Below are 21,014 nucleotides of genomic sequence, written 5' to 3'. Positions count from 1 at the left end.
AGCGGAAAGAAACCCTGAGGGCAACGGTCAGAGCTTCTCGATCACGTAGTCGATGCAGGCCGTCAGCGCGCGCACGTCCGCCGGGTCGACCGCCGGGAACATCGCGATGCGCAGCTGGTTGCGGCCCAGCTTGCGGTACGGCTCGGTGTCCACGATGCCGTTGGCGCGCAGCGCCTTCGCGACCGCCGCCGCGTCGATGTCGTCGGCGAAGTCGATCGTGCCGATGACCTGCGAGCGCTTCGCCGGGTCGGTGACGAAAGGCGTCGCGTACTTGGACTCCTCGGCCCAGCCGTACAGCGCCTGCGACGACTCCTTCGTCCGGGCCACCGCCCAGTCGAGACCGCCCTGGCCGTTGATCCACTTCAGCTGCTCGTTGAGCAGGAAGAGCGTGGCGAGCGCCGGGGTGTTGTACGTCTGGTTCTTCAGCGAGTTGTCGATCGCGGTCGGCAGGCTGAAGAACTCCGGGATGTGCCGGCCCGACTCGTGGATCTTCTTCGCCCGCTCCAGCGCGGCCGGCGAGAAGGCCGCGAGCCACAGGCCGCCGTCGGCCGCGAAGGACTTCTGCGGGGCGAAGTAGTAGACGTCCGTCTCGGTGATGTCGACCGGCAGACCGCCGGCGCCCGAGGTCGCGTCGACCAGGACCAGCGCGCCCTCGTCGGCGCCCGCGACCCGCTTGAGCGGGGCGGCGACACCGGTGGAGGTCTCGTTGTGGGTGTAGGCGTAGACGTCGACGCCCGCCTCGGCCACCGGCTCCGGGTGGGTGCCCGGGTCGGCGGAGATCACGGTCGGCTCGGCCAGCCACGGGGCCAGCTTCGCGGCCTTCGCGAACTTCGAGGAGAACTCGCCGAAGGTGAGGTGCTGCGACTTGTTCTCGATCAGACCGTGGGTCGCGACGTCCCAGAAGGCGGTCGATCCGCCGTTGCCCAGGATCACCTCGTAGCCCTCGGGCAGCGAGAACAGGTCACGGATGCCGGCACGCACCTCGCCGACCAGGTTCTTGACCGGAGCCTGGCGGTGAGAGGTACCGAGGAGAGAGGTGCCGGTGGCGGCCAGGGCGTCCAGCGCCTCCGTACGCACCTTGGAGGGGCCCGCGCCGAAACGGCCATCGGCGGGCTTGATGTCAGCGGGAATCTGGATATCGGCCACGAAGCGGAGAGTATCGGGTCACGGAAGACCGGGTCTCTGGATGTCCGCCCGATGAGACGCGGAGTGAGACATTCTGTAGTCGTGGGATCACACGAGAGCGCGACCGGGAGCGCGCCCGGCCGGCCTGCCGGGGAACTGGCGGGCGCCCTGCGCGCCGCCGTCGCCGGAGACGTCGACTTCTCCACCACCGCCCGCGCCCTGACCTCGATGGACGCCTCCAACTACCGGCGCGTCCCGCTCGGCGTCGTCGCCCCGCGCGACGCCGACGACGTGGCCGCCGCCCTGGCCGTGTGCCGTACGTACGGAGTGCCGGTCGTCGCCCGCGGCGGCGGCACCTCCATCGCCGGACAGGCCACCGGAACGGGTGTCGTGCTCGACCTCACACGTCACCTGCGCGGGCTCGTGGCCATCGATCCGGAGGCGCGCACGGCGGTCGTCCAGCCCGGGCTCGTCCTCGACCGGCTGCGGGAGGCGGCCCGCCCGTACGGCCTCACCTTCGGCCCCGACCCGTCCACGCACAGCCGCTGCACCCTCGGCGGCATGATCGGCAACAACGCGTGCGGCGCGCACTCCGTCGCCTGGGGCACGACCGCCGACAACGTGCGGGAGCTGGACGTCGTCACCTACGACGGGCGGCGGCTGCGGCCCGGGCGGGACTGGCAGGGCGCGCCCGCCGGGCTGCGGGAACTGGTGGCCGGCCGGCTCGCCCCGATCCGTACCGGTTACCCGGCCGGACTGCCGCGCCGCATCTCCGGCTACGCCCTCGACGCGCTGCTGCCGGAGCGGGGCGCGGACGTGGCCCGCTCCTTCTGCGGCAGCGAGGGAACGCTCGGCGTGGTCACGCAGGCCGTCGTGGAATTGGTTCCTCTCCCGGCGGAACCCATCCTGACCGTCCTCGGCTACGCCGACGAGAGCGCGGCGGCCGACGCGGCCGCCGGACTCCTCGAGCACCGCCCGTTGACCGTCGAGGGCATGGCCGCCGACCTGGTGCGCGGCGCCGCGGGACTGCCGCGCGGCGGGGCCTGGCTGTTCGTCGAGGTCGACGGCGCCGGCGCGGCCGAGGCCCTGGTGCGGGCGGCGGACGCGGTGGACTCCCTGCTGGTCACCAACCCGGCCGGGCAGCGGGCCCTGTGGCGGATCCGGGAGGACGCGGCCGGCACGGCGACCCGGATGCCCGACGGCGGCGAGGCCTGGCCGGGCTGGGAGGACTGCGCCGTGCCGCCCCGCCGGCTCGGCGCGTACCTGCGGGAATTCCGCTCGCTGCTGAAGGAGTTCGGGCTGCGCGGCACGCCGTACGGCCACTTTGGCGACGGCTGCGTCCACGTCCGCATCGACTTCGACCTGTGGACGGGCAGGGGAGTGGGCGACTTCCGCCGGTTCTCGGAGGCCGTCGCCGACCTCGTCGTCGCCCACGGCGGCTCGCTCTCCGGCGAACACGGCGACGGCAAGGCGCGGGCCGAACTGCTGCCGAAGATGTACGGGACGGAGCTCGTCGGCCTGTTCGGCGAGGTCAAGGACCTGTGGGACCCGGACGGCGGCCTGAACCCGGGCATGCTCGTGCGGCCCGAACCCCTGGACAGCGGACTGCGCTTCCAGGCGCCCGCCGGCTCCGCGCTGCCCGGCCTGCCCGACCTGCCCGTCCTGCCCGTCCTGGAGCTCGGGCGCGCGGCGGCCCGCTGCGTCGGCGTCGCCAAGTGCCGGGTGGAAGGCCCGAGTACGGGCCCGGGCGTGATGTGCCCGTCTTACCGGGCGACCGGCGACGAGAAGCACTCCACGCGCGGCCGGGCCCGCCTGCTCCACGAGATGGCGCTCGGCGAGATCGTCACCGGCGGGCACCGCGCGGAGGAGGTCCACGAGGCCCTGGACCTGTGCCTGTCGTGCAAGGGCTGCCGCAGCGACTGCCCGGTGGGCGTCGACATGGCCGCGTACAAGGCCGAGTTCCTCGACGGCTACTACGCGGGCCCGACGCGCGCCTGGCGCCGGCCGCGGTCCCACTGGACCATGGGCGGACTGCCCCGGCTGCTCGACCACTTCGGCCCGGCCCTGAACGCCGCGACGCGGCTGCCGTTCGCGCACCGGCTCGCCGGCGTCGCACCGCAGCGCGCCCTGCCGAAGGTGGCCGAGCGGTCCTTCGTGTCCTGGTTCGGCGAACGCGCCTCCAGCCGACCGCCCGCGCTCACCCTGTGGCCCGACACCTTCACCGACCACCTCGCACCCGAGGTCGGCCGCGCCGCCGTCCTCGTCCTGGAGGCCGCCGGCCTCGGCGTCGCCCTCCCGCCCGGCCGGGTCTGCTGCGGCCTCACCTACGTCTCCACGGGACGGCTCGGCGCGGCGCGCCGGGTGATGCGCCGGACGCTCGACGTCATGGCGGACGTGACGGGACCGGTCGTCGTCCTCGAACCGTCCTGCGCCGCCGCCCTCCGCTCCGACCTGCCCGAACTCCTGCCGGACGACCCGCGCGCCGCCCGCCTCGCCGGCTCCGTACGCACCTTCGCCGAGGCCCTGGCCGAACTGGCGCCCGACTGGGACCCGCCCCGCCTCGCCCGCCTATCCCGCGGCCCCGTCACCGGCCAGACCCACTGCCACCAGCACGCGGTCCTCGGCGACGGGCCCGACCGCGCGCTGCGGCACAAGGCCGGCCTGGAAGGCGAGTTGGCGGGCGGCTGCTGCGGCCTCGCCGGCAACTTCGGCTTCGAACCGGGACACTACGCCGTGTCCGTCGCCTGCGCCGAGGACCAGCTCCTGCCGGCGCTGCGCGCGGCGCCCGCGGAGGCGGTGGTCCTCGCCGACGGCTTCTCCTGCCGCACCCAGATCAGCCACCTGGCGCCCGACCGGCACCCGCGCCATCTGGCGGAGGTGCTGGCGGAGGCGCTGGACGCGTGAGGGCGCCGCCTCGCCGCCGGGTGCTTGACGCGGGCTACAGGCTGAGCGCGTCCTCGGCGTTGTCCATCCAGGCGGTGACGGAGTTGGCCGACGAGACGTGGAAACCGGGCGTGGACGCCTTCAGCGGCACCTGCTCCAGGTCCGACTCGGTGTCCATGGTCATCCGGATGTACGAGACGGTCTTGCTGTCGGCGCCGGCCGGACCGCCCATGAGCCCGGCGTAGGCCGACTGCCCGGGCTCGAGCCGCAGGGCCTCCTCGATGCCCGGGGCCTTGCCGCGCTCCGTCGCCGCACCGTCGAGCTCGCCGAAGGTGACGACGGGGTGGCCGAGCACCCGGCAGGCCTTGCCGCTCTTGTTGGTGATCTTCAGCAGATAGCTGCTGGTGGTGGCCTCCGCGAGGTCGGCGCTGAACTTCACGTCGAAGGTGCTGCACGGGAAGACGTCGTAGTCGGGGTCGGCCGACGGCTTTCCGCCCGGCTTGCTGCCCGGCTTGGCGCCCGGCTTGGCGGGCGGCGGCGTCGCCGGCTTCGCGCTCGGCTTGGCACTCGGCTTGCCGCCGGGCTCGGTGCCCGGGTCGGCGGGAGCGGTGGAGTGCGGGGGCGTCGCGGTCGGTACGCCGGTGGCGCCGGCGCCACCGGCAGCACCGTCCTCGGAGGGCCCGCAGGCGGTCAGGGCCAGCGCGGAGGCGGCGACGAGGACGGCGGCGGCGGCTCTGCGAACGGTGCTCATGGTGGTGCTCCCCCCGATGACCAGCGCGGAATGCGCTGTGGTGAGAACAGAGTCCCGCGCGTGCTTCACAGCTTGGTGACGGTGTCTTTCCGAATTCACCACGGTTCACCGATGAGTTAAGGCGGTGGCGCCGGTCTCTTCTTCCGTACACCATGACGCCCTGACCACACCCGTACAGCGGAAGAGAAGAGAGACGGCCATGCGCATCGTCATCAGTGAGTTCATCAGCCTCGACGGTGTCGTCCAGGCTCCCGGCGGCCCCGACGAGGACAGGGACGGCGGCTTCGAGCACGGCGGCTGGACGCACCCCTTCTTCGACCCGGAGGTCGTCGGCGGCGCCTTCGCCGAGGCGATCACGACGGCGGACGCGCTGCTGTTCGGCCGGCGCACCTGGCAGACGATGGCGGGCGCGTGGCCGGAGCGGGCGGGCGACCCGTTCGCGGACACGATGAACGCGATCAAGAAGTACGTGGTGTCCGACACCCTGACGGACGCGGACGCCGAGGGGGCCTGGAACAACACCACCCGCCTCGACGGCGCCAAGGCGGTGGACCGTCTGCGCGAGCTGCGCGACCTGCCGGCGGCCGACGGCGCCGCCGGCGACCTGCTCGTCATGGGCAGCCCCACCCTGGCCCGCACGCTGATCGAGGAGGACCTGGCGGACGAGCTGCGGCTCATCGTGATGCCGGTGCTGCTGGGCGGAGGGAAGTCCATCTTCCCGACGGACGGCGCGAAGCGGACGTGGGAACTGGTCTCGACGGTGACCGCACCGACGGGCGCGACCGTGTGCCGCTACCGGCGGGCCTCCTCCTGAACGTTTCGGGTGTGCTTCTGGTGCGGCCGCCCTGTTTCCGAGTGTGGCCCCCTCCGTCGTCCCGTCAAGGGCGCTCCCTTCGGTCGCGTCGCTTCGCGATGTCGCTGCGCTTCACCCTTGACGGGCCGTCTCCGGGTGCCTTTTCCCACTCGGAGGGCGGCCGGGGGGCGGGGCCGGCGGGGGCCGGGTCGCGCCTGGGGCGGTGTGCCGGACTGCGGGCCGGTGGGTGGTGCGCGGTCGTGGAGTGGGGTGCCCATTCTCGACTGAGCGGCTTGCGACGGTCGTTGGGCCGGGATTCATGCCCCGCTGGTCATTCCCGGTGCCAAGGAGGGCATCGCGGCCCCGCCCACGGGTCGGATCGCCTCTGGAGTCACAGGAGTTGTCTTCCGCCCCAGGTGGGGTGGGGATGTGTCACTTAGCACCGAGGCGGCGGGTCTGAGGCCGCCTCAGTCGTCACACGAGGGCGCTCCCGTCCCATCCCGGGCCGGGATGTGTCACTTAGCACCGCACCTCCGCCCCCTCCACCCACCGGCAGTGACCAGCGGGGCATGAGTCCCAACCCCACGGCGGCCGCAAGTCGCTAAGCCGGGATGGGGCACCCCATTCCACTGCCGCGCACCACCCACCGGCCCGCAGTCCGGCTCGCGGCCCCGGGCACTACCCGGCCTCCGCCGGCCCCGCCCCCCCCCGGCCGCCCTCCGAGAGTTTTCACGTGTCTGGAGGTGACGGGTCAAGGGTGGCCGCAGGCCATCGCGCAGCGACGCGACCGAAGGGAGCGCCCTTGACGCGGCGCCGGAAGGCACGACTCTCGGAAAAGAGGGCGGCCGCACCAGAAGCACACCCACAACCCCCACCCCCAGGGCCTCAGTCGTCGGCCGTCGCGATCTCGCGGGCCAGGGACACCAGGGCCGCCGTCGCCGGGTGCGGGGCCGTGGGGCGCCAGGCGAGGAGGACGGGGAGCGGCGGGGCGTCGGGGAGCGGGCGGTAGGTGACGCCCGGATGAGGGTGGAGCGCGGCCGTGGAGGCGGCGGAGACGCCGATGCCGCGGCCGGCGGCGATCGCCGTCAGCCAGTCGTCGGTGTTGGCGACGGTCAGCGTGGCGCGGGGCCGGGTGTCGGGCGGCCACAGGTCGAGGGTGGTGGTGCCGGAGACCGGGTTCAGGACCGCGGTCTCCGCCGCCAGGTCCGCCAGCCTCAGTTCCGGCCGGGCGGCGAGCGGACTGTCCGAGGGCACGGCGGCCACGCGCGTCTCGGTGAGCAGTTCCTCCGTCGCCAGGCCCGGCAGCTCCACCGGGCCCCGCAGCAGCGCCGCGTCCACCTCGCCGCGCAGCAGCCCGGCGGTGCGGTCGTCGACCCGGCGGAGTTCGAGCGGGGTCTCGGGATGCTCCCGCTGCCAGCGGCGCAGCAGCGGCGTGGTGTACGGGCCGAAGGCCGACCAGGCGTGCCCGAGGCGCAGCGGCCGGTGGTGCGGCGGCCCCGGGGCGACGGCCGTGTCGAAGGCGGCCACCGCCGAGGCGGCCCGGTCGCGGAAGGCGTGGCCTTCGGGTGTGAGGGCGAGGTGGTGGGTGGAGCGGTCGACGAGCCGGACGCCGAGGTGCTTCTCCAGGGCGGCGAGCGTGCGGGAGACGGCGGGCTGGGTGAGGTGGAGCCGGGCGGCGGCGCGCGTCAGGCTGCCTTCCTCGGCGATCGCGAGGAAGCGGCGGAGATGGCGGAGCTCGATGCTCGTGCGGGGCATGCGTGCGGAGCATAACCGCAGCCCAATCGGCATTTCACGCGCCGCGCGGCGGCGCCTAGCGTAAGGAGTGGAGGGCCGGGGGGTGAGTCCATTACTCTGGACTTGATGGTTCAGTGCAGTGGACTCATGATCGACTGATCGACAGTGACTGCGACAGCTAAGCAAGGAGCACACCGGTGGACAGCCCGAGCCCGGTCAAGGACATAGCCGCCGTGCCGGTGGCCTCCGCCGCCACTCCCACGCCTCCCGCGCCCGCCGCCTCCGCCGCGTCTCCCGCCTCGTCCCGTCACCGTCTCGGGCCCGTCGCCCTCGTCGTGGCCGGCGGCCTCTCCGTACAGTTCGGGTCCGCCGTCGCCGTGCTGCTCATGCCCCGCGCCGGCGCCCTCGGTGTCGTCACCCTGCGGCTCGTGCTCGCCGCCGCCGTCCTGCTGATCGTCTGCCGGCCCAAGGTCCGCGGCTACGGCCGCGCCGACTGGGGCACCGTGCTGGCCTTCGGCGCCGCCATGTCCGGCATGAACATCCTCTTCTACCTCTCCGTCGACCGGATCCCGCTCGGCGCGGCCGTCACGCTCGAGGTGCTCGGCCCGCTCGCGCTCTCCGTCCTCGCCTCCCGCCGCCTCCTGAACCTCCTCTGGGCCGGCCTCGCCCTCGGCGGCGTCGTCCTGCTCAGCGGCGGTGGCTTCGACCGGCTCGACCCGCTCGGGGCCGGCTTCGCGCTCGCGGCGGGCGCGATGTGGGCCACGTACATCGTCTTCAGCGCCCGCACCGGCCGCCGCTTCCCGCAGGCCGACGGGCTCGCGCTCGCGATGGCCTTCGGTGCGGTCCTCAGCTTGCCCTTCGGCATCGTCGAGGCGGGCGACCGGCTCCTCGTGCCGTCCACGATCGGGCTCGGCCTCGCGGTCGCCCTGATGTCCTCCGTACTGCCCTACACCCTCGAACTCCTCGCCCTGCGCCGCCTCCCGGCGCCCACCTTCGCGATCCTCATGAGCCTGGAGCCGGCCATCGCCGCCACGGCCGGCTTCCTCGTCCTGCACCAGGCGCTCGGTCTCACCGACGCGCTCGCCATCGCGCTCGTCATCGCGGCGAGCATGGGAGCGGTACGCAGCCAGGTGGCCCGCACCTCCCACTAAGCCCCGTGGGGGCCCGGCCGGCGGCCGTCAGCCGGCCGCCCACGGGCGCAGCTTCTCCGGGTTGAGTACGGCCCAGACGCGCTGGATCCGGCCGTCGTCGGTCACGTCGAACGCCATCACCGACACCGTCACGCCGTCCGCCAGGGCCGCCAGGCCCGGCTGGCCGTTGACCGCGCACTCCACCAGCGTCACCGCCGGCAGCGCGGCCGCCCGGGCGGCGAAGAAGCGGGCGACCGGCTCGGCGCCCCGGACCGGGTGCAGCGCGGCGCTGACGACCCCGCCGCCGTCGCCCGTCGCCGTGACGTCGGGAGCGAGGACGCCGAGGAGGGCGCCGATGTCGCGGGCCTCCCACGCGAGCTTGAAGGCCCGGACGGTGTCGGCGGCCGTCCCACCGGTCCGGCCCGGCAGGCCCGTACGGCCGGCACCGCCCGCCTGGCCCGCCTGGCCCGCCTGACCCGTACGGCCCCTACGGCCCGTACGCCCGTCACGGCGCGAACCGCCCGCGTCCGTACGGATGCGGCGGCGGGCCGAGGAGGCCAGCTGGCGGCAGGCCGCCGGTGTCCGTCCGACGATCTCGGCGACGTCGGCGAAGGGATAGCGGAAGACGTCGTGCAGGATGAACGCCACGCGCTCGGCCGGCGTCATCGCCTCCAGCATCACCAGGAAGGCCATGCCGACCGACTCGTCCAGGGTGACCCGGTCGGCGGGATCGGCCGGATCGGACGCGTCGCCTCCGCCGCCGAGCGGCCGTCCGCTGATCCACTGCGTGCGGTCCGGCAGCGGCTCCGGCAGCCACTCGCCGACATAGCGCTCCCGCCTGACCCGGGCCGAGCCCAGCAGGTCGAGGCAGATGCGGCCGGCCACGGTCGTGAGCCAGCCGCCGGGAGACTCGACGGCCTCCTGCTGGCGCGGGGACAGCGCGTACCAGCGGGCGTACGTCTCCTGGACGACGTCCTCGGCGTCGGCGAGCGAGCCGAGCAGCCGGTAGGCGAGGTTGGTCAGCCGGCGCCGCTCGCCGACGATCGCGCCGAGCTCCGGGTCGGTCGGTCGGGTCATGGTGGCGGCGGCTCCTCGGCTGTGCGGCGTCGTGGTGCGGACGGTGCGTTGCTTCCTTCCTTACGACGAGACGGCGCCGAGGAATGTGAGGCGCGGGTCTCCGCCGGCCGGCCGGGGCGCTCTCGCCTCACATCTGCCGGGGCTCTGTCGTCGTACCGGGCATGGACACGAAAACAGAAGCAGAAGCAGGAGCAGCGGCGACGGTGAAGGTCGCGGTCGTCTACTACAGCAGCACCGGCACCGTGCACGCGCTCGCGCGGGCCGCCGTCGAGGGCGCGGAGAAGGCCGGCGCCGACGTGCGGCTGCGCAAGGTGGCCGAGACGGCTCCGCCGGAGGCGGTCGGCGCGCGGCCGGAGTGGGCCCGGCACCTGGAGGAGACGGCCGATGTGGCCGAGGCGGGTCACGAGGACCTGGAGTGGGCGGACGCGGTGCTGTTCGGGACGCCGACGCGGTTCGGCAACCCGGCCGTCCAGCTGCGGGCGTTCATCGACACGACGGGGCCGCTGTGGTTCCAGGGCCGGCTCGCGGACAAGGTGTACTCGGCGTTCACCGCGTCCAACACCGCCCACGGCGGGCAGGAGTCCACGATCCTGGCGCTGTCGAACACCTTCTACCACTGGGGCGGCGTGATCGTGCCGCCCGGTTACACCGACCCCGTCCAGTTCCGGTCGGGCAATCCGTACGGCGCCTCGTCCGTGGCCGCCGGCGGGCTGCCCGACGAGGTGGCCCTGGAGGCGGCGCGCTTCCAGGCCCGCCGGGTGGCCGAGACGGCGGCCTTCCTGAAGGCCGGCCGCGCCGCCGCCTGAGCCCCGGTCCGCCCCCACCCCGCCCCGCCCGCCTCGGGGCGAACTACGCTCCCGGACATGGCCCTTGAAATGCGCGAACTCTGCGAACGCTGTGAGACGACCACCCTGCCCGTCGACGCTCCCGCCCGGATCTGTACGTACGAGTGCACCTTCTGCGTGCCGTGCGCCGACGCGATGCACGACGTGTGCCCGAACTGCGGCGGTGAACTCGTCGCCCGACCGCGCCGCGCCGCCGCCTGACGGCGACGGCGGGTCCGCGGGCCGCGTGCCGGGACGAGGACACATCTAAAGCAAGCACGCTTGATTGTTTCTCGCCCGGCTGCCATGCTCCTCACGCACGTCCGTGACCCGCCGTCCCCGAGGGGAGCGCTCCGTGTCCGACCCCGCCGTCGTCCTGGACGACCTGCGTGCCGAGAGCGAGGAACTGGACGCTCTCGTCCGGGAGTTGCGCGACGAGCAGTGGGCCGCGCCCACGCCCGCGCCGCGCTGGACGGTCGCCCATCAGATCGCCCACCTCGCCTGGACCGACGCCGCCGCGCTGCTCGCCGCGACCGATCCCGAGGCCTTCGCCGCCGAGACCGAGAAGGCGCTCGCCGCGCCCGACCGCTTCGTCGACGACGGCGCCGAGGAAGGCGCGGCGCTGCCGCCCGCCGCGCTGCTCGCCCGCTGGCGGGACGGCCGCGAGCGGCTGCACCGGGTCCTGCGCGAGGCCCCGCCCGGCACCCGTTTTCCCTGGTACGGGCCCGCGATGAGCGCCGCCTCGCTCGCGACCGCCCGGCTGATGGAGACCTGGGCGCACGGCCAGGACGTGGCCGACGCCCTCGGAGTCGTACGCGAGCCCACCGCCCGGCTGCGGCACGTGGCCTGGATCGGGCTGCGAGCCCGCGACTACGCGTACCTCGTGCGCGGTCTCACCCCGCCCGCCGAGCCCTTCCGGCTCGAACTCGCCCCGCCGGACGGCCTCGCTGCGCCGGACGGTGAGGTGTGGACGTACGGCCCCGAGGACGCCGGGCAGGTGATCACCGGGCCCGCGCTGGACTTCTGTCTGCTCGTCACCCAGCGGGTGCACCGCGCCGACACCGCCCTCGTCGCGCGCGGCGCCGACGCCGAGGAGTGGCTGGGCATCGCGCAGGCCTTCGCCGGCCCGGCGGGCGCGGGCCGGCCGGCGAAGGGGGCCGGGGAGTGATCCTGCGGATCGGCAACGCCTCCGGCTTCTACGGCGACCGCTTCGACGCCGTACGGGAGATGCTCACCGGCGGCGGGCTCGACGTCCTCACCGGCGACTACCTCGCCGAGCTGACCATGCTCATCCTCGGCCGCGACCTGCTCAAGGACCCGTCCGCCGGTTACGCGAAAACCTTTCTGCGGCAGATGGAGGAGGGCCTCGGCCTCGCCCACGAGCGCGGCGTCCGGATCGTCGCCAACGCCGGCGGCCTCAACCCGGCCGGTCTCGCCGACGCCCTGCGCGCCCTCGCCGCCCGGCTCGGCGTGCCGGCCCGGATCGCGCACGTCGAGGGCGACCGGCTCCCGGCCGCGGACGGCGTCCTGGCGGCCAACGCCTACCTCGGCGGCGGCGGGATCGCCGCCTGCCTGGCGGCCGGCGCCGACGTCGTCGTCACCGGCCGGGTCACGGACGCCGCCCTCGTCACCGGGCCGGCGCAGTGGTTCTTCGGCTGGGGCCCGCAGGACTACGACCGGCTGGCCGGCGCGGTCGTCGCCGGGCACGTCCTGGAGTGCGGCACCCAGGCCACCGGCGGCAACTACGCCTTCTTCGCCGAGCACGACCCGCGCGCGCTGCGCCGGCCCGGCTTCCCGCTCGCCGAACTCCACGAGGACGGCAGCGCGGTCGTCACCAAGCACCCGGGCACGGGCGGCCTGGTCGACCTGGGCACCGTCACCGCCCAGCTGCTGTACGAGACGGCCGGCGCCCGCTACGCCGGTCCCGACGTCACCGCCCGGCTCGACACCGTGCGGCTCACCCAGGAGGGCCCGGACCGGGTCAGGATCGACGGCGTGCGCGGCGAGGCGCCGCCGCCCACGCTCAAGGTGGGGCTCTGCCGGCTCGGCGGCTTCCGCAACGAGGTCGTCTTCGTGCTGACCGGCCTCGACATCGAGGCGAAGGCGGCCCTGGTGCGCGAGCAGGTCACCGACGCGCTCAGCCCGGCCGCGCCCGGCCCGGACGCGCTCGGCCCCGACGCGCTCGCCCCGGACGCGCTCGGCCAGGCCGCGCCCGGCCCCGCCGCGCCCGCCGAGGTCCGCTGGGAGCTCGTCCGCACCGACCGGCCCGACGCCGACACGGAGGAGACCGCGAGCGCGCTGCTCCGGCTCGTCGTCCGCGACCCGGCCCCGGAGGCCGTCGGCCGCGCCGTCACCGGCGCCGCGATCGAGCTGGCGCTCGCGAGCTATCCCGGCTTCCACGTCACCGCGCCGCCCGGCAAGGGCGCCCCGTACGGGGTCTTCGAGAGCGCGTACGTGCCGGCCGGCGAGGTGCCGCACACGGCCGTGCTGCCCGACGGGACCCGCGTCGCCGTGCCCGTACCGCCGCGGACCCGGGCCCTGGAAGCCGTACCGGAGCCGGAGCTTCCGCCGCCGCTGCCGCCCGGCCCGACGCTCCGGGCCCCGCTCGGGCACGTCGCCGGGGCCCGCAGCGGCGACAAGGGCGGCGACGCGAACGTCGGCGTGTGGGTGCGCACCGAGCAGCAGTGGCGATGGCTGGCGCACACGCTCACCGTCGACCGCTTCCGGGAGTTGCTTCCGGAGACGAAGGAACTCCCCGTCGAGCGGCACGTGCTGCCGCGGCTGCGGGCGGTCAACTTCACCGTGACCGGGCTGCTCGGCGAGGGCGTCGCCTCCCAGGCCCGCTTCGACCCACAGGCCAAGGCCCTCGGCGAATGGCTCCGCTCCCGCCACCTCGACATACCGGTGGACCTTCTGGAGGTACCGCAGTGACCGTCCTCGCCTCCGCCCTCGACACCGGCGGACCCGACTACGCCGCCCACCGCGCCGCCATGCTGGAGAAGCTCGCCGCCCTCGACGCCGAGCACGCCAAGGCGCTGGCCGGCGGCGGCGAGAAGTACACCGAGCGGCACCGGCGGCGCGGCAAGCTGCTCGCCCGCGAGCGGATCGAGCTGCTCGTCGATCCCGACAGTCCCTTCCTGGAGCTGTCGCCGCTCGCCGCCTGGGGCAGCGACTACCCGGTCGGCGCCTCGCTCGTCACCGGCATCGGGGTCGTCGAGGGCGTCGAGTGCCTGATCACCGCCAACGACCCGACCGTACGCGGCGGCGCCTCCAACCCCTGGACGCTGCGCAAGGCGCTGCGCGCCAACGAGATCGCGTTCGCCAACCGGCTGCCGGTCGTCTCGCTCGTCGAGTCCGGCGGCGCGGACCTGCCCTCCCAGAAGGAGATCTTCATCCCGGGCGGTGCGCTGTTCCGCGACCTGACCCGGCTGTCCGCCGCGGGCATCCCGACCGTCGCGGTCGTCTTCGGCAACTCGACGGCCGGCGGCGCCTATGTGCCCGGCATGTCCGACCACACGGTGATGATCAAGGAGCGTTCGAAGGTCTTCCTCGGCGGTCCGCCGCTGGTGAAGATGGCGACCGGCGAGGAGAGCGACGACGAGTCGCTCGGCGGCGCCGAGATGCACGCCCGGACCAGCGGGCTCGCCGACCACTACGCCCTCGACGAGGCCGACGCGCTGCGCCAGGCCCGCCGGATCGTCGCCCGGCTCAACCACCGCAAGCACCACCCCGATCCCGGTGCGGACGGGACCGTCGTCGAGCCGCCGAAGTACGACGCGGAGGAACTCCTCGGGATCGTGCCGGGCGACCTGAAGACGCCGTTCGACCCGCGCGAGGTGATCGCCCGGCTGGTGGACGGCTCGGACTTCGACGAGTTCAAGCCGCTGTACGGGCCGAGCCTGGTGACGGGCTGGGCGCGGCTGCACGGCTATCCGGTCGGCGTCCTCGCCAACGCGCAGGGCGTGCTCTTCTCGGCCGAGTCGCAGAAGGCGGCGCAGTTCATCCAGCTGGCCAACCAGCGGGACATCCCCCTGCTCTTCCTGCACAACACCACCGGCTACATGGTCGGCAAGGAGTACGAGCAGGGCGGCATCATCAAACACGGCGCGATGATGATCAACGCGGTGTCGAACTCCACCGTCCCGCACCTGTCCGTGCTGATGGGAGCCTCGTACGGCGCCGGGCACTACGGCATGTGCGGCCGGGCCTACGACCCGCGCTTCCTGTTCGCCTGGCCGAGCGCCAAGTCGGCGGTGATGGGCCCGCAGCAGCTGGCCGGCGTGCTCTCGATCGTCGCCCGCGCGTCGGCGGCGGCGAAGGGACAGCCGTACGACGAGGAGCAGGACGCCGGACTGCGCGCGCTGGTGGAGGCGCAGATCGAGAGCGAGTCGCTGCCGATGTTCCTGTCCGGGCGGCTGTACGACGACGGGGTCATCGACCCGCGCGACACGCGCACCGTCCTCGGGCTCTGCCTGTCCGCGATCCACACGGCACCGGTCGAGGGCGCGCGCGGCGGCTTCGGCGTCTTCCGAATGTGAGGCCCCTGTCATGACCGAGCTCATCACGTCCGTCCTCGTGGCGAACCGGGGCGAGATCGCCTGCCGGGTCTTCCGCACCTGCCGCGACCTGGGCATCGCCACCGTCGCGGTCTACTCCGACGCGGACGCCGACGCCCTGCACGTACGGGAGGCGGACGCGGCCGTACGGCTGCCGGGCGCGACGCCGGCGGAGACGTATCTGCGCGGCGACCTGGTGGTGAAGGCGGCGCTCGCGGCCGGCGCGGACGCCGTGCATCCCGGCTACGGATTCCTCTCCGAGAACAAGGAATTCGCGCGGGCGGTGACCGAGGCCGGTCTGCGGTGGATCGGGCCGCCGCCGGCCGCGATCGAGGCGATGGCCTCCAAGACCCGCGCCAAGCAGCTCCTCGGCGTCGCGCCTCTCGACGCCGCCTCGCTCACCGGCGCCGACCTGCCCGTCCTGGTGAAGGCGGCGGCGGGCGGCGGCGGCCGCGGCATGCGTGTCGTACGCGAACTCGGCGCGCTGGAGGCAGAGTTGGCGGCGGCTTCGGCGGAGGCGCTGAGCGCGTTCGGTGACGGCGAGGTGTTCGTCGAGCCGTACGTGGAGGACGGCCGCCACGTCGAGGTGCAGATCCTCGCCGACACCCACGGCACCGTGTGGACGCTCGGCACCCGCGACTGCTCGCTCCAGCGCCGCCACCAGAAGGTCATCGAGGAGGCGCCGGCACCCGGCCTGCCGCCCGGCCTCGCCGACTCGCTGTACGAGCGGTCGGCGGCGGCCGCCAAGGCCGTCGGCTACGTCGGCGCCGGCACCGTGGAGTTCCTGGTCGAGAGCGGCCCGCGGCCGCGGGCGCACTTCCTGGAGATGAACACCCGCCTCCAGGTCGAGCACCCGGTCACCGAGGAGGTGTACGGCGTCGACCTGGTCGCCCTCCAGCTCGCCGTCGCCGAGGGCCGCGCCCTGCCGCCGCAGCCGCCGGCGCCGCGCGGGCACGCCGTCGAGGCCCGCCTGTACGCGGAGGACCCGGCCGCCGGCTGGGCGCCGCAGACCGGCGTCCTGCACACCTTCGACCTGCCCGCCGGGCCGGGCGTCCGCGTCGACACCGGCTACGCCTCCGGCGACACCGTCGGCGTCCACTACGACGCCATGCTCGCCAAGGTCGTCGCCCGCGCGCCCACCCGCGCCGAAGCCGTCCGCGTCCTCGCCCGCGTCCTGGAACGGGCCCGCGTCCACGGTCCCGTCACCAACCGCGACCTGCTCGTCGCCTCCCTCCGGCACCCCGGCTTCGCCGACCCCGACCGGCTCGGCACCGGCTTCTACGAGCGGCACCTGACCGAGCTGACCGGGCCCCTGCCCGGCGAGGAGGAGGCGGCGGTCGCGGCGGCGCTGGCCGAGGCGGCGGGCCGCCGGGGCCGGTTCGGCGGCGGCTGGCGCAACGTGCGCTCGCAGGACGAGACCAGGACGTACGGAGGACAGGAGGTCCGCTACCGGCCGACGCGCGAGGGCGGATTCGAGGTGACGCGGCCGGCCGGGATCCGGGCCGTCGCCGTGACACCCGGCCGCGTCCGACTCGAGGTCGACGGCGTCGTCCGCGACCACACCGTCGACCGCTACGGCGACAGCACCGTCCACGTCGGCCGCCACCGCCTCACCGCCGAGCCCCGCTTCCCCGACCCCGCCGAGCAGCGGGCGCCCGGCTCGCTGCTCGCGCCCATGCCCGGCACCGTCGTCCGCGTCGCCGAGGGCCTCGCCGTCGGCGACCCGGTCGAGGCCGGGCAGCCGCTGCTCTGGCTGGAGGCCATGAAGATGGAACACCGGGTCACCGCGCCCGCCTCCGGCACGCTCACCGCGCTCCACGCCGCACCCGGCCGCCAGGTCGAGGTCGGCGCCCTGCTCGCCGTCGTCCAGCCCGCCCAGGAGGAAGCATCCGCATGAGCACGCTCATCGAGTCCCCGGAACACACCGCCCTGCGCGCCGCCGTCTCCGCCCTCGGCCACCGCCACGGCCCCGGCTTCGACCGGGCCGCCCTGTGGGCCGAGGCCGGCAAACTCGGCTACCTCGGCGTCAACCTGCCCGAGGAGTACGGCGGCGGTGGCGGCGGCATGGCCGAACTGTCCATCGTCCTGGAGGAGGCCGGCGCCGCCGGCGCCCCGCTGCTGATGATGGTCGTGTCGCCCGCGATCTGCGGCACGGTCATCGCCCGCTTCGGCACCCCGGCGCAGAAGGAGGCCTGGCTGCCGGGCCTCGCCGACGGCACCCGCACCATGGCCTTCGGCATCACCGAGCCCGACGCCGGCTCCAACTCCCACCGCATCACCACCACGGCCACCCGCACCGAGGACGGCTGGGTGCTCAACGGCCGCAAGGTCTTCGTCTCCGGCGTCGACATAGCCGACGCCACACTGATCGTCGGCCGCACCTCCGACGCCCGCACCGGCAACCTCAAGGCATGCCTCTTCATCGTCCCGCGCGACACGCCCGGCTTCGGGCGCCGCTCGATCGAGATGGAACTCGCCGCCGAGGAGAAGCAGTTCGAACTCACCCTCGACGACGTCCACCTGCCCGCCGACGCCCTCGTCGGCGACGAGGACGCCGGCCTGCTCCAGCTCTTCGCCGGCCTCAACCCCGAGCGGATCATGACCGCCGCCTTCGCGCTCGGCATGGGCCGTTACGCCCTCGCCCAGGCGGTCAGGTACGCCAGGGAACGCCAGGTCTGGAAGACGCCGATCGGCGCCCACCAGGCCATCGCCCACCCGCTGGCCCAGGCCCACATCGAACTCGAACTCGCCCGCCTGATGATGCGCAAGGCGGCCGCCCTCTACGACGCGGGCGACGACCTGGCGGCCGGCGAGGCCGCCAACATGGCCAAGTACGCCGCCGCCGAGGCCTGCGTACGGGCCGTCGACCAGGCCGTCCACACCCTCGGCGGCAACGGCCTCACCCGCGAGTTCGGCCTCGCCCGCCTCGTCACCGCGGCCCGCGTGGCCCGGATCGCCCCGGTCAGCCGGGAGATGATCCTCAACTTCGTCTCCCACCAGACCCTGGGCCTGCCCAAGTCCTACTGAGCGGGCGGAGGGGGGGGCAGAAGCGGCTCCGCGCTGCCAGGGTCTCCCCAAGCCGCACCCGCACACGACATCCTGTCGCCAGACGACACCCAGAGTCAGGGGGCACGCACGCATGGTGTTTCGCAGCGAGTACGCGGATGTTCCGGTGGTCGGTCTGCCCATCCACGACGCCGTTCTCGGGCGTGCCGCCGAGTTCGGTGAGCTGCCGGCGCTCATCGACGGGACCGGGGGCGAGGAGGCGCTGACGCTCACGTACGGGCAGGTGGACGCGTTCCACCGGCGGGTGGCGGCGGGGCTGGCGGCGGCCGGGGTGCGGCAGGGTGACGTGATCGCGCTGCACAGCCCCAACTCGGTGCTGTTTCCCGTCGCGTTCTACGCCGCCACGCGCGCCGGCGCGGCCGTCACCACCGTGCATCCGCTCGCCACGCCCGAGGAGTTCGCCCAGCAGCTGCGGGACTCCCGGGCGCGCTGGATCGTCACCGTGTCGCCGCTGCTCGGTGCCGCCCGCGCCGCGGCCGAACGCGCGGGCGGCGTCGAGGAGATATTCGTCTGCGACACCGCGCCCGACGGCGACGGGGGCCGCTCGCTGCAGGAGTTCCTCGCCGGTGACGCGCCCGAGCCGGTGCTCGCCGTCGACCCGGCGAACGACGTCGCCGCCCTGCCGTACTCCTCCGGCACGACCGGTGTGCCCAAGGGTGTGATGCTCACCCACGCCTCCGTCGCCACCAACCTCGCCCAGCTCGAACCGCTGATGCCGATGGGACCGGGCGACCGGATCCTGGCGGTCCTGCCGTTCTTCCACGTGTACGGCCTCACGGCGCTGATGAACGCCCCGCTGCGGCGCGGCGCCACCGTCGTCGTGCTGCCCCGCTTCGAACTCGACGGCTTCCTCGCCGCCATCGAGAAGCACCGCATCAACGCCCTGTACGTGGCGCCGCCGATCGTCCTCGCGCTCGCCAAGCATCCGGCGGTCGCCGACTACGACCTGTCCTCGCTGCGGTACGTCGTCTGCTCCGCCGCCCCGCTCGACGCGGCGCTCGCCCAGGCCTGTTCGCAGCGGCTCGGCCTGCCGCCGATCCTCCAGGCGTACGGGATGACGGAACTGTCCCCGGCCACCCACCTGGTGCCGCTCACCGCCCAGAACCCGCCGCCCGGCACCGTCGGCAAGCTGCTGCCCGGCACCGAGATGCGGCTCGTCTCGCTCGACGACCCGGCCGAGGACGCGGCGCCCGGCGAGAAGGGCGAGATCGCGATCCGCGGCCCGCAGGTCATGAAGGGCTACCTCGGCCGGCCCGAGGCCACCGCCGCGATGATCGACGCCGACGGCTGGCTGCACACCGGCGACGTCGGGCGCGTCGACGAGGACGGCTGGCTCTACGTCGTCGACCGCGTCAAGGAACTCATCAAGTACAAGGGCTTCCAGGTCCCTCCGGCCGAGCTGGAGGCGCTGCTGCTCACCCACGAGGGCGTCGCCGACGCCGCCGTGATCGGCGTGCCCGACGCGGACGGCGAGGAGATACCCAAGGCGTTCGTGGTGCGCCAGGCCGCCGCGCCCGGGCTGACCGCCGAGGACGTCATGGCGCACGTGGCCGCGCGCGTCGCCCCGTACAAGAAGATCCGGCAGGTGGAGTTCGTCGACACCGTGCCACGAGCGGCGTCGGGCAAGATCCTGCGCCGGGAACTGAGGGACCGCGCATGAGCCTCCTCCGTATCGCCCACGACCGGGGCGTCACCACGCTCACCCTGGACTCCGCCGCCAACCGCAACGCGCTGTCCGCGCCGCTGGTGACCGAGCTCGCCGACGCGCTCGCCGCGTGCGGCAAGGACCCGGCGGTCCGGGCCGTGGTCCTGACCCACTCCGGCTCGACGTTCAGCGCCGGCGCCGACCTGAAGGCGCCGCCCGGCCCGTACGCCTTCGTCGACCTGCTCCGGCAGATCGTCGACCTGCCGAAGCCGGTCGTCGGCGTCGTCGCCGGCCACGCCCGGGCGGGCGGGCTCGGACTGCTCGGCGCCTGCGACGTCGTGCTCGCGTCGCCCGAGTCGGACTTCGCGCTCACGGAGGTACGGATCGGGGTCGCGCCCGCCGTGATCTCGCTGACCCTGCTGCCCAAGCTGGAGCCGCGCGCCGCCGCCCGCTACTACCTGACCGGTGAGCTCTTCGGCGTGGCCGAGGCGCGCGCCATGGGCCTGGTGACGGCGGGGAGCGACGCCCTGGACGCGGTCCTCGACGGGCTGCGGCAGGGCTCGCCGCAGGGGCTGCGCGAGGCCAAACGACTGGTCACGGCTAGAGTCCTGGAAGCCTTCGAGCGGGACGCGGAGGAACTCGTGCAGTTGTCCGCCTCGCTGTTCGCCTCGCCCGAGGCGCGCGAAGGGATGACGGCCTTCCTCGAACGACGGGACCCCACTTGGCGACTCTGACCGGTCCGAAGCAGGACAGGAGCCGCGCCACCCGGCAGCGGCTCCTGGAGGCGGCCGTGGCCTGCCTGGCCGAGCGCGGCTGGGCGGGCTCCACGGTCGCCGTGGTCGCCGAACGGGCCGGCGTCTCGCGCGGCGCGGCCCAGCACCACTTCCCGACCCGGGAGGACCTGTTCACGGCGGCGGTCGAGTACGTGGCGGAGGAACGCTCCCAGGCGCTGCGGACGATCCCGACGCAGGACCGGCGGGCCGTGGTCGCGGCCCTCGTCGACCTCTACACCGGCCCGCTCTTCCGCGCCGCCCTCCACCTGTGGGTGGCCGCCTCCGACGAGGAGCAGCTGCGGCCGCGCGTCACGGAGCTGGAGGCGCGCGTGGGCCGCGAGTCGCACCGCATCGCCGTCGAACTGCTCGGCGCCGACGAGTCCCGCCCGGGTGTCCGCGAATCCGTCCAGGGCCTCCTCGACATGGCCCGCGGCCTCGGCCTCGCCACCCTCCTCACCGACGACCGGCCGCGCCGCGAACGCGTGGTGGCGCAGTGGGCGAAGCTGCTGGACGAGGCCCTCGGCTGACGTCGGGCGGGCGGTCTGTTTGTCGGGCGGGCGGCTGCCGGCCGGACGGTTTGTCGGGCGGGCGGTTCGTTCCGGGGCCGAGGGTCCGGGATCCGGGTGCGGGCCGTGACGTGCGCCACCGCCGATTTTC

17 protein-coding genes are annotated in these 21,014 nt (G+C 74.3%); 13 read left to right on the top strand and 4 right to left on the bottom strand.

Annotation, left to right across the window (positions count from 1 at the left end):
• Positions 1-27: 27 nt before the first annotated feature.
• Entirely contained in the window at positions 28-1,146 is a 1,119-nt protein-coding gene (gene serC, locus ACIGO8_RS17275; RefSeq protein WP_399730631.1) for a phosphoserine transaminase, read from the bottom strand.
• 51 nt (positions 1,147-1,197) lie between these two features.
• Here serC and ACIGO8_RS17270 point away from each other — a divergent pair, with 51 nt between their 5' ends.
• A complete protein-coding gene (locus ACIGO8_RS17270) occupies positions 1,198-4,029 on the top strand; it encodes an FAD-binding and (Fe-S)-binding domain-containing protein (RefSeq protein ID WP_399730628.1) in 2,832 nt (943 codons plus the stop codon).
• Positions 4,030-4,063: 34 nt separating this feature from the next.
• On the opposite strand, the gene ACIGO8_RS17265 is transcribed toward ACIGO8_RS17270, so the two are convergent.
• Positions 4,064-4,759: a DUF4232 domain-containing protein gene (locus ACIGO8_RS17265; RefSeq protein WP_399730625.1), complete on the bottom strand. Its 696-nt coding sequence runs from the start codon at positions 4,757-4,759 to the stop codon at positions 4,064-4,066.
• Positions 4,760-4,958: 199 nt separating this feature from the next.
• On the opposite strand from ACIGO8_RS17265, the gene ACIGO8_RS17260 reads away from it, so the two are divergent.
• On the top strand, positions 4,959-5,573 hold the full coding sequence (locus tag ACIGO8_RS17260; RefSeq protein ID WP_399730622.1) for a dihydrofolate reductase family protein: 615 nt from the start codon (positions 4,959-4,961) through the stop codon (positions 5,571-5,573).
• Positions 5,574-6,437: 864 nt separating this feature from the next.
• On the opposite strand, the gene ACIGO8_RS17255 is transcribed toward ACIGO8_RS17260, so the two are convergent.
• Positions 6,438-7,340 carry a LysR family transcriptional regulator gene (locus tag ACIGO8_RS17255; RefSeq protein WP_399730620.1) on the bottom strand — a complete coding sequence of 301 codons (903 nt, stop codon included), beginning with the start codon at positions 7,338-7,340 and terminating at the stop codon, positions 6,438-6,440.
• A gap of 143 nt (positions 7,341-7,483) precedes the next feature.
• On the opposite strand from ACIGO8_RS17255, the gene ACIGO8_RS17250 reads away from it, so the two are divergent.
• Positions 7,484-8,437, top strand: a complete 954-nt coding sequence (locus ACIGO8_RS17250; RefSeq protein WP_399730617.1) for an EamA family transporter — start codon at positions 7,484-7,486, stop codon at positions 8,435-8,437.
• 27 nt (positions 8,438-8,464) lie between these two features.
• Here the strand turns inward: ACIGO8_RS17250 and ACIGO8_RS17245 are convergent, their stop codons facing one another.
• Positions 8,465-9,493, bottom strand: coding sequence for a sigma-70 family RNA polymerase sigma factor (locus ACIGO8_RS17245; RefSeq protein WP_399730614.1), 1,029 nt, complete (start codon positions 9,491-9,493; stop codon positions 8,465-8,467).
• 161 nt (positions 9,494-9,654) lie between these two features.
• Here ACIGO8_RS17245 and wrbA point away from each other — a divergent pair, with 161 nt between their 5' ends.
• The 10 genes from wrbA to ACIGO8_RS17195 all read left to right on the top strand — a co-directional run bounded on the left by wrbA (position 9,655) and on the right by ACIGO8_RS17195 (position 20,884).
• Positions 9,655-10,299, top strand: coding sequence for an NAD(P)H:quinone oxidoreductase (wrbA, locus tag ACIGO8_RS17240; protein ID WP_399730610.1), 645 nt, complete (start codon positions 9,655-9,657; stop codon positions 10,297-10,299).
• Positions 10,300-10,356: 57 nt separating this feature from the next.
• The gene (locus ACIGO8_RS17235) at positions 10,357-10,539 is read left to right on the top strand and encodes a DUF1272 domain-containing protein (RefSeq protein ID WP_399730607.1); all 183 of its coding nucleotides are present in this window, start codon (positions 10,357-10,359) and stop codon (positions 10,537-10,539) included.
• 133 nt (positions 10,540-10,672) lie between these two features.
• Entirely contained in the window at positions 10,673-11,485 is an 813-nt protein-coding gene (locus ACIGO8_RS17230; RefSeq protein ID WP_399730605.1) for a TIGR03084 family metal-binding protein, read from the top strand.
• Positions 11,482-13,248, top strand: a complete 1,767-nt coding sequence (locus ACIGO8_RS17225; protein WP_399730602.1) for an acyclic terpene utilization AtuA family protein — start codon at positions 11,482-11,484, stop codon at positions 13,246-13,248. Before ACIGO8_RS17230 ends, ACIGO8_RS17225 begins: the two co-directional genes overlap by 4 nt.
• Entirely contained in the window at positions 13,245-14,855 is a 1,611-nt protein-coding gene (locus ACIGO8_RS17220) for an acyl-CoA carboxylase subunit beta (protein ID WP_399730599.1), read from the top strand. Before ACIGO8_RS17225 ends, ACIGO8_RS17220 begins: the two co-directional genes overlap by 4 nt.
• 10 nt (positions 14,856-14,865) lie before the next feature.
• The gene (locus tag ACIGO8_RS17215) at positions 14,866-16,770 is read left to right on the top strand and encodes an acetyl/propionyl/methylcrotonyl-CoA carboxylase subunit alpha (protein ID WP_399730597.1); all 1,905 of its coding nucleotides are present in this window, start codon (positions 14,866-14,868) and stop codon (positions 16,768-16,770) included.
• The gene (locus tag ACIGO8_RS17210) at positions 16,767-17,900 is read left to right on the top strand and encodes an acyl-CoA dehydrogenase family protein (RefSeq protein WP_399730594.1); all 1,134 of its coding nucleotides are present in this window, start codon (positions 16,767-16,769) and stop codon (positions 17,898-17,900) included. The genes ACIGO8_RS17215 and ACIGO8_RS17210 overlap by 4 nt, the downstream gene beginning before the upstream one ends.
• A gap of 112 nt (positions 17,901-18,012) precedes the next feature.
• The gene (locus ACIGO8_RS17205; RefSeq protein ID WP_399730591.1) at positions 18,013-19,599 is read left to right on the top strand and encodes a 4-coumarate--CoA ligase family protein; all 1,587 of its coding nucleotides are present in this window, start codon (positions 18,013-18,015) and stop codon (positions 19,597-19,599) included.
• The gene (locus tag ACIGO8_RS17200) at positions 19,596-20,318 is read left to right on the top strand and encodes an enoyl-CoA hydratase family protein (protein WP_399730589.1); all 723 of its coding nucleotides are present in this window, start codon (positions 19,596-19,598) and stop codon (positions 20,316-20,318) included. Before ACIGO8_RS17205 ends, ACIGO8_RS17200 begins: the two co-directional genes overlap by 4 nt.
• Complete coding sequence (locus ACIGO8_RS17195; protein ID WP_399730586.1) at positions 20,306-20,884, top strand: TetR/AcrR family transcriptional regulator; 579 nt, start codon at positions 20,306-20,308, stop codon at positions 20,882-20,884. Before ACIGO8_RS17200 ends, ACIGO8_RS17195 begins: the two co-directional genes overlap by 13 nt.
• Positions 20,885-21,014 lie beyond the last annotated feature (130 nt).

The sequence above is a fragment of the Streptomyces sp. NPDC053493 genome, assembly GCF_044544825.1.
In the GTDB taxonomy this organism is placed as follows: Bacteria; Actinomycetota; Actinomycetes; order Streptomycetales; family Streptomycetaceae; genus Streptomyces.
This window is presented reverse-complemented; position numbering and strand designations above follow the sequence as displayed.

Bases quoted from the DNA above. Each gene is read 5' to 3' on its own strand.
- ACIGO8_RS17215 (WP_399730597.1), top strand. From the start codon at position 14,866: ATGACCGAGCTCATCACGTCCGTCCTCGTGGCGAACCGGGGCGAGATC.
- ACIGO8_RS17265 (WP_399730625.1), bottom strand. From the start codon at position 4,759: ATGAGCACCGTTCGCAGAGCCGCCGCCGCCGTCCTCGTCGCCGCCTCC.
- ACIGO8_RS17235 (WP_399730607.1), top strand. From the start codon at position 10,357: ATGGCCCTTGAAATGCGCGAACTCTGCGAACGCTGTGAGACGACCACC.
- ACIGO8_RS17200 (WP_399730589.1), top strand. From the start codon at position 19,596: ATGAGCCTCCTCCGTATCGCCCACGACCGGGGCGTCACCACGCTCACC.
- ACIGO8_RS17270 (WP_399730628.1), top strand. From the start codon at position 1,198: ATGAGACGCGGAGTGAGACATTCTGTAGTCGTGGGATCACACGAGAGC.
- ACIGO8_RS17205 (WP_399730591.1), top strand. From the start codon at position 18,013: ATGGTGTTTCGCAGCGAGTACGCGGATGTTCCGGTGGTCGGTCTGCCC.
- wrbA (WP_399730610.1), top strand. From the start codon at position 9,655: ATGGACACGAAAACAGAAGCAGAAGCAGGAGCAGCGGCGACGGTGAAG.
- ACIGO8_RS17210 (WP_399730594.1), top strand. From the start codon at position 16,767: ATGAGCACGCTCATCGAGTCCCCGGAACACACCGCCCTGCGCGCCGCC.
- ACIGO8_RS17255 (WP_399730620.1), bottom strand. From the start codon at position 7,340: ATGCCGATTGGGCTGCGGTTATGCTCCGCACGCATGCCCCGCACGAGC.
- ACIGO8_RS17245 (WP_399730614.1), bottom strand. From the start codon at position 9,493: ATGACCCGACCGACCGACCCGGAGCTCGGCGCGATCGTCGGCGAGCGG.
- ACIGO8_RS17260 (WP_399730622.1), top strand. From the start codon at position 4,959: ATGCGCATCGTCATCAGTGAGTTCATCAGCCTCGACGGTGTCGTCCAG.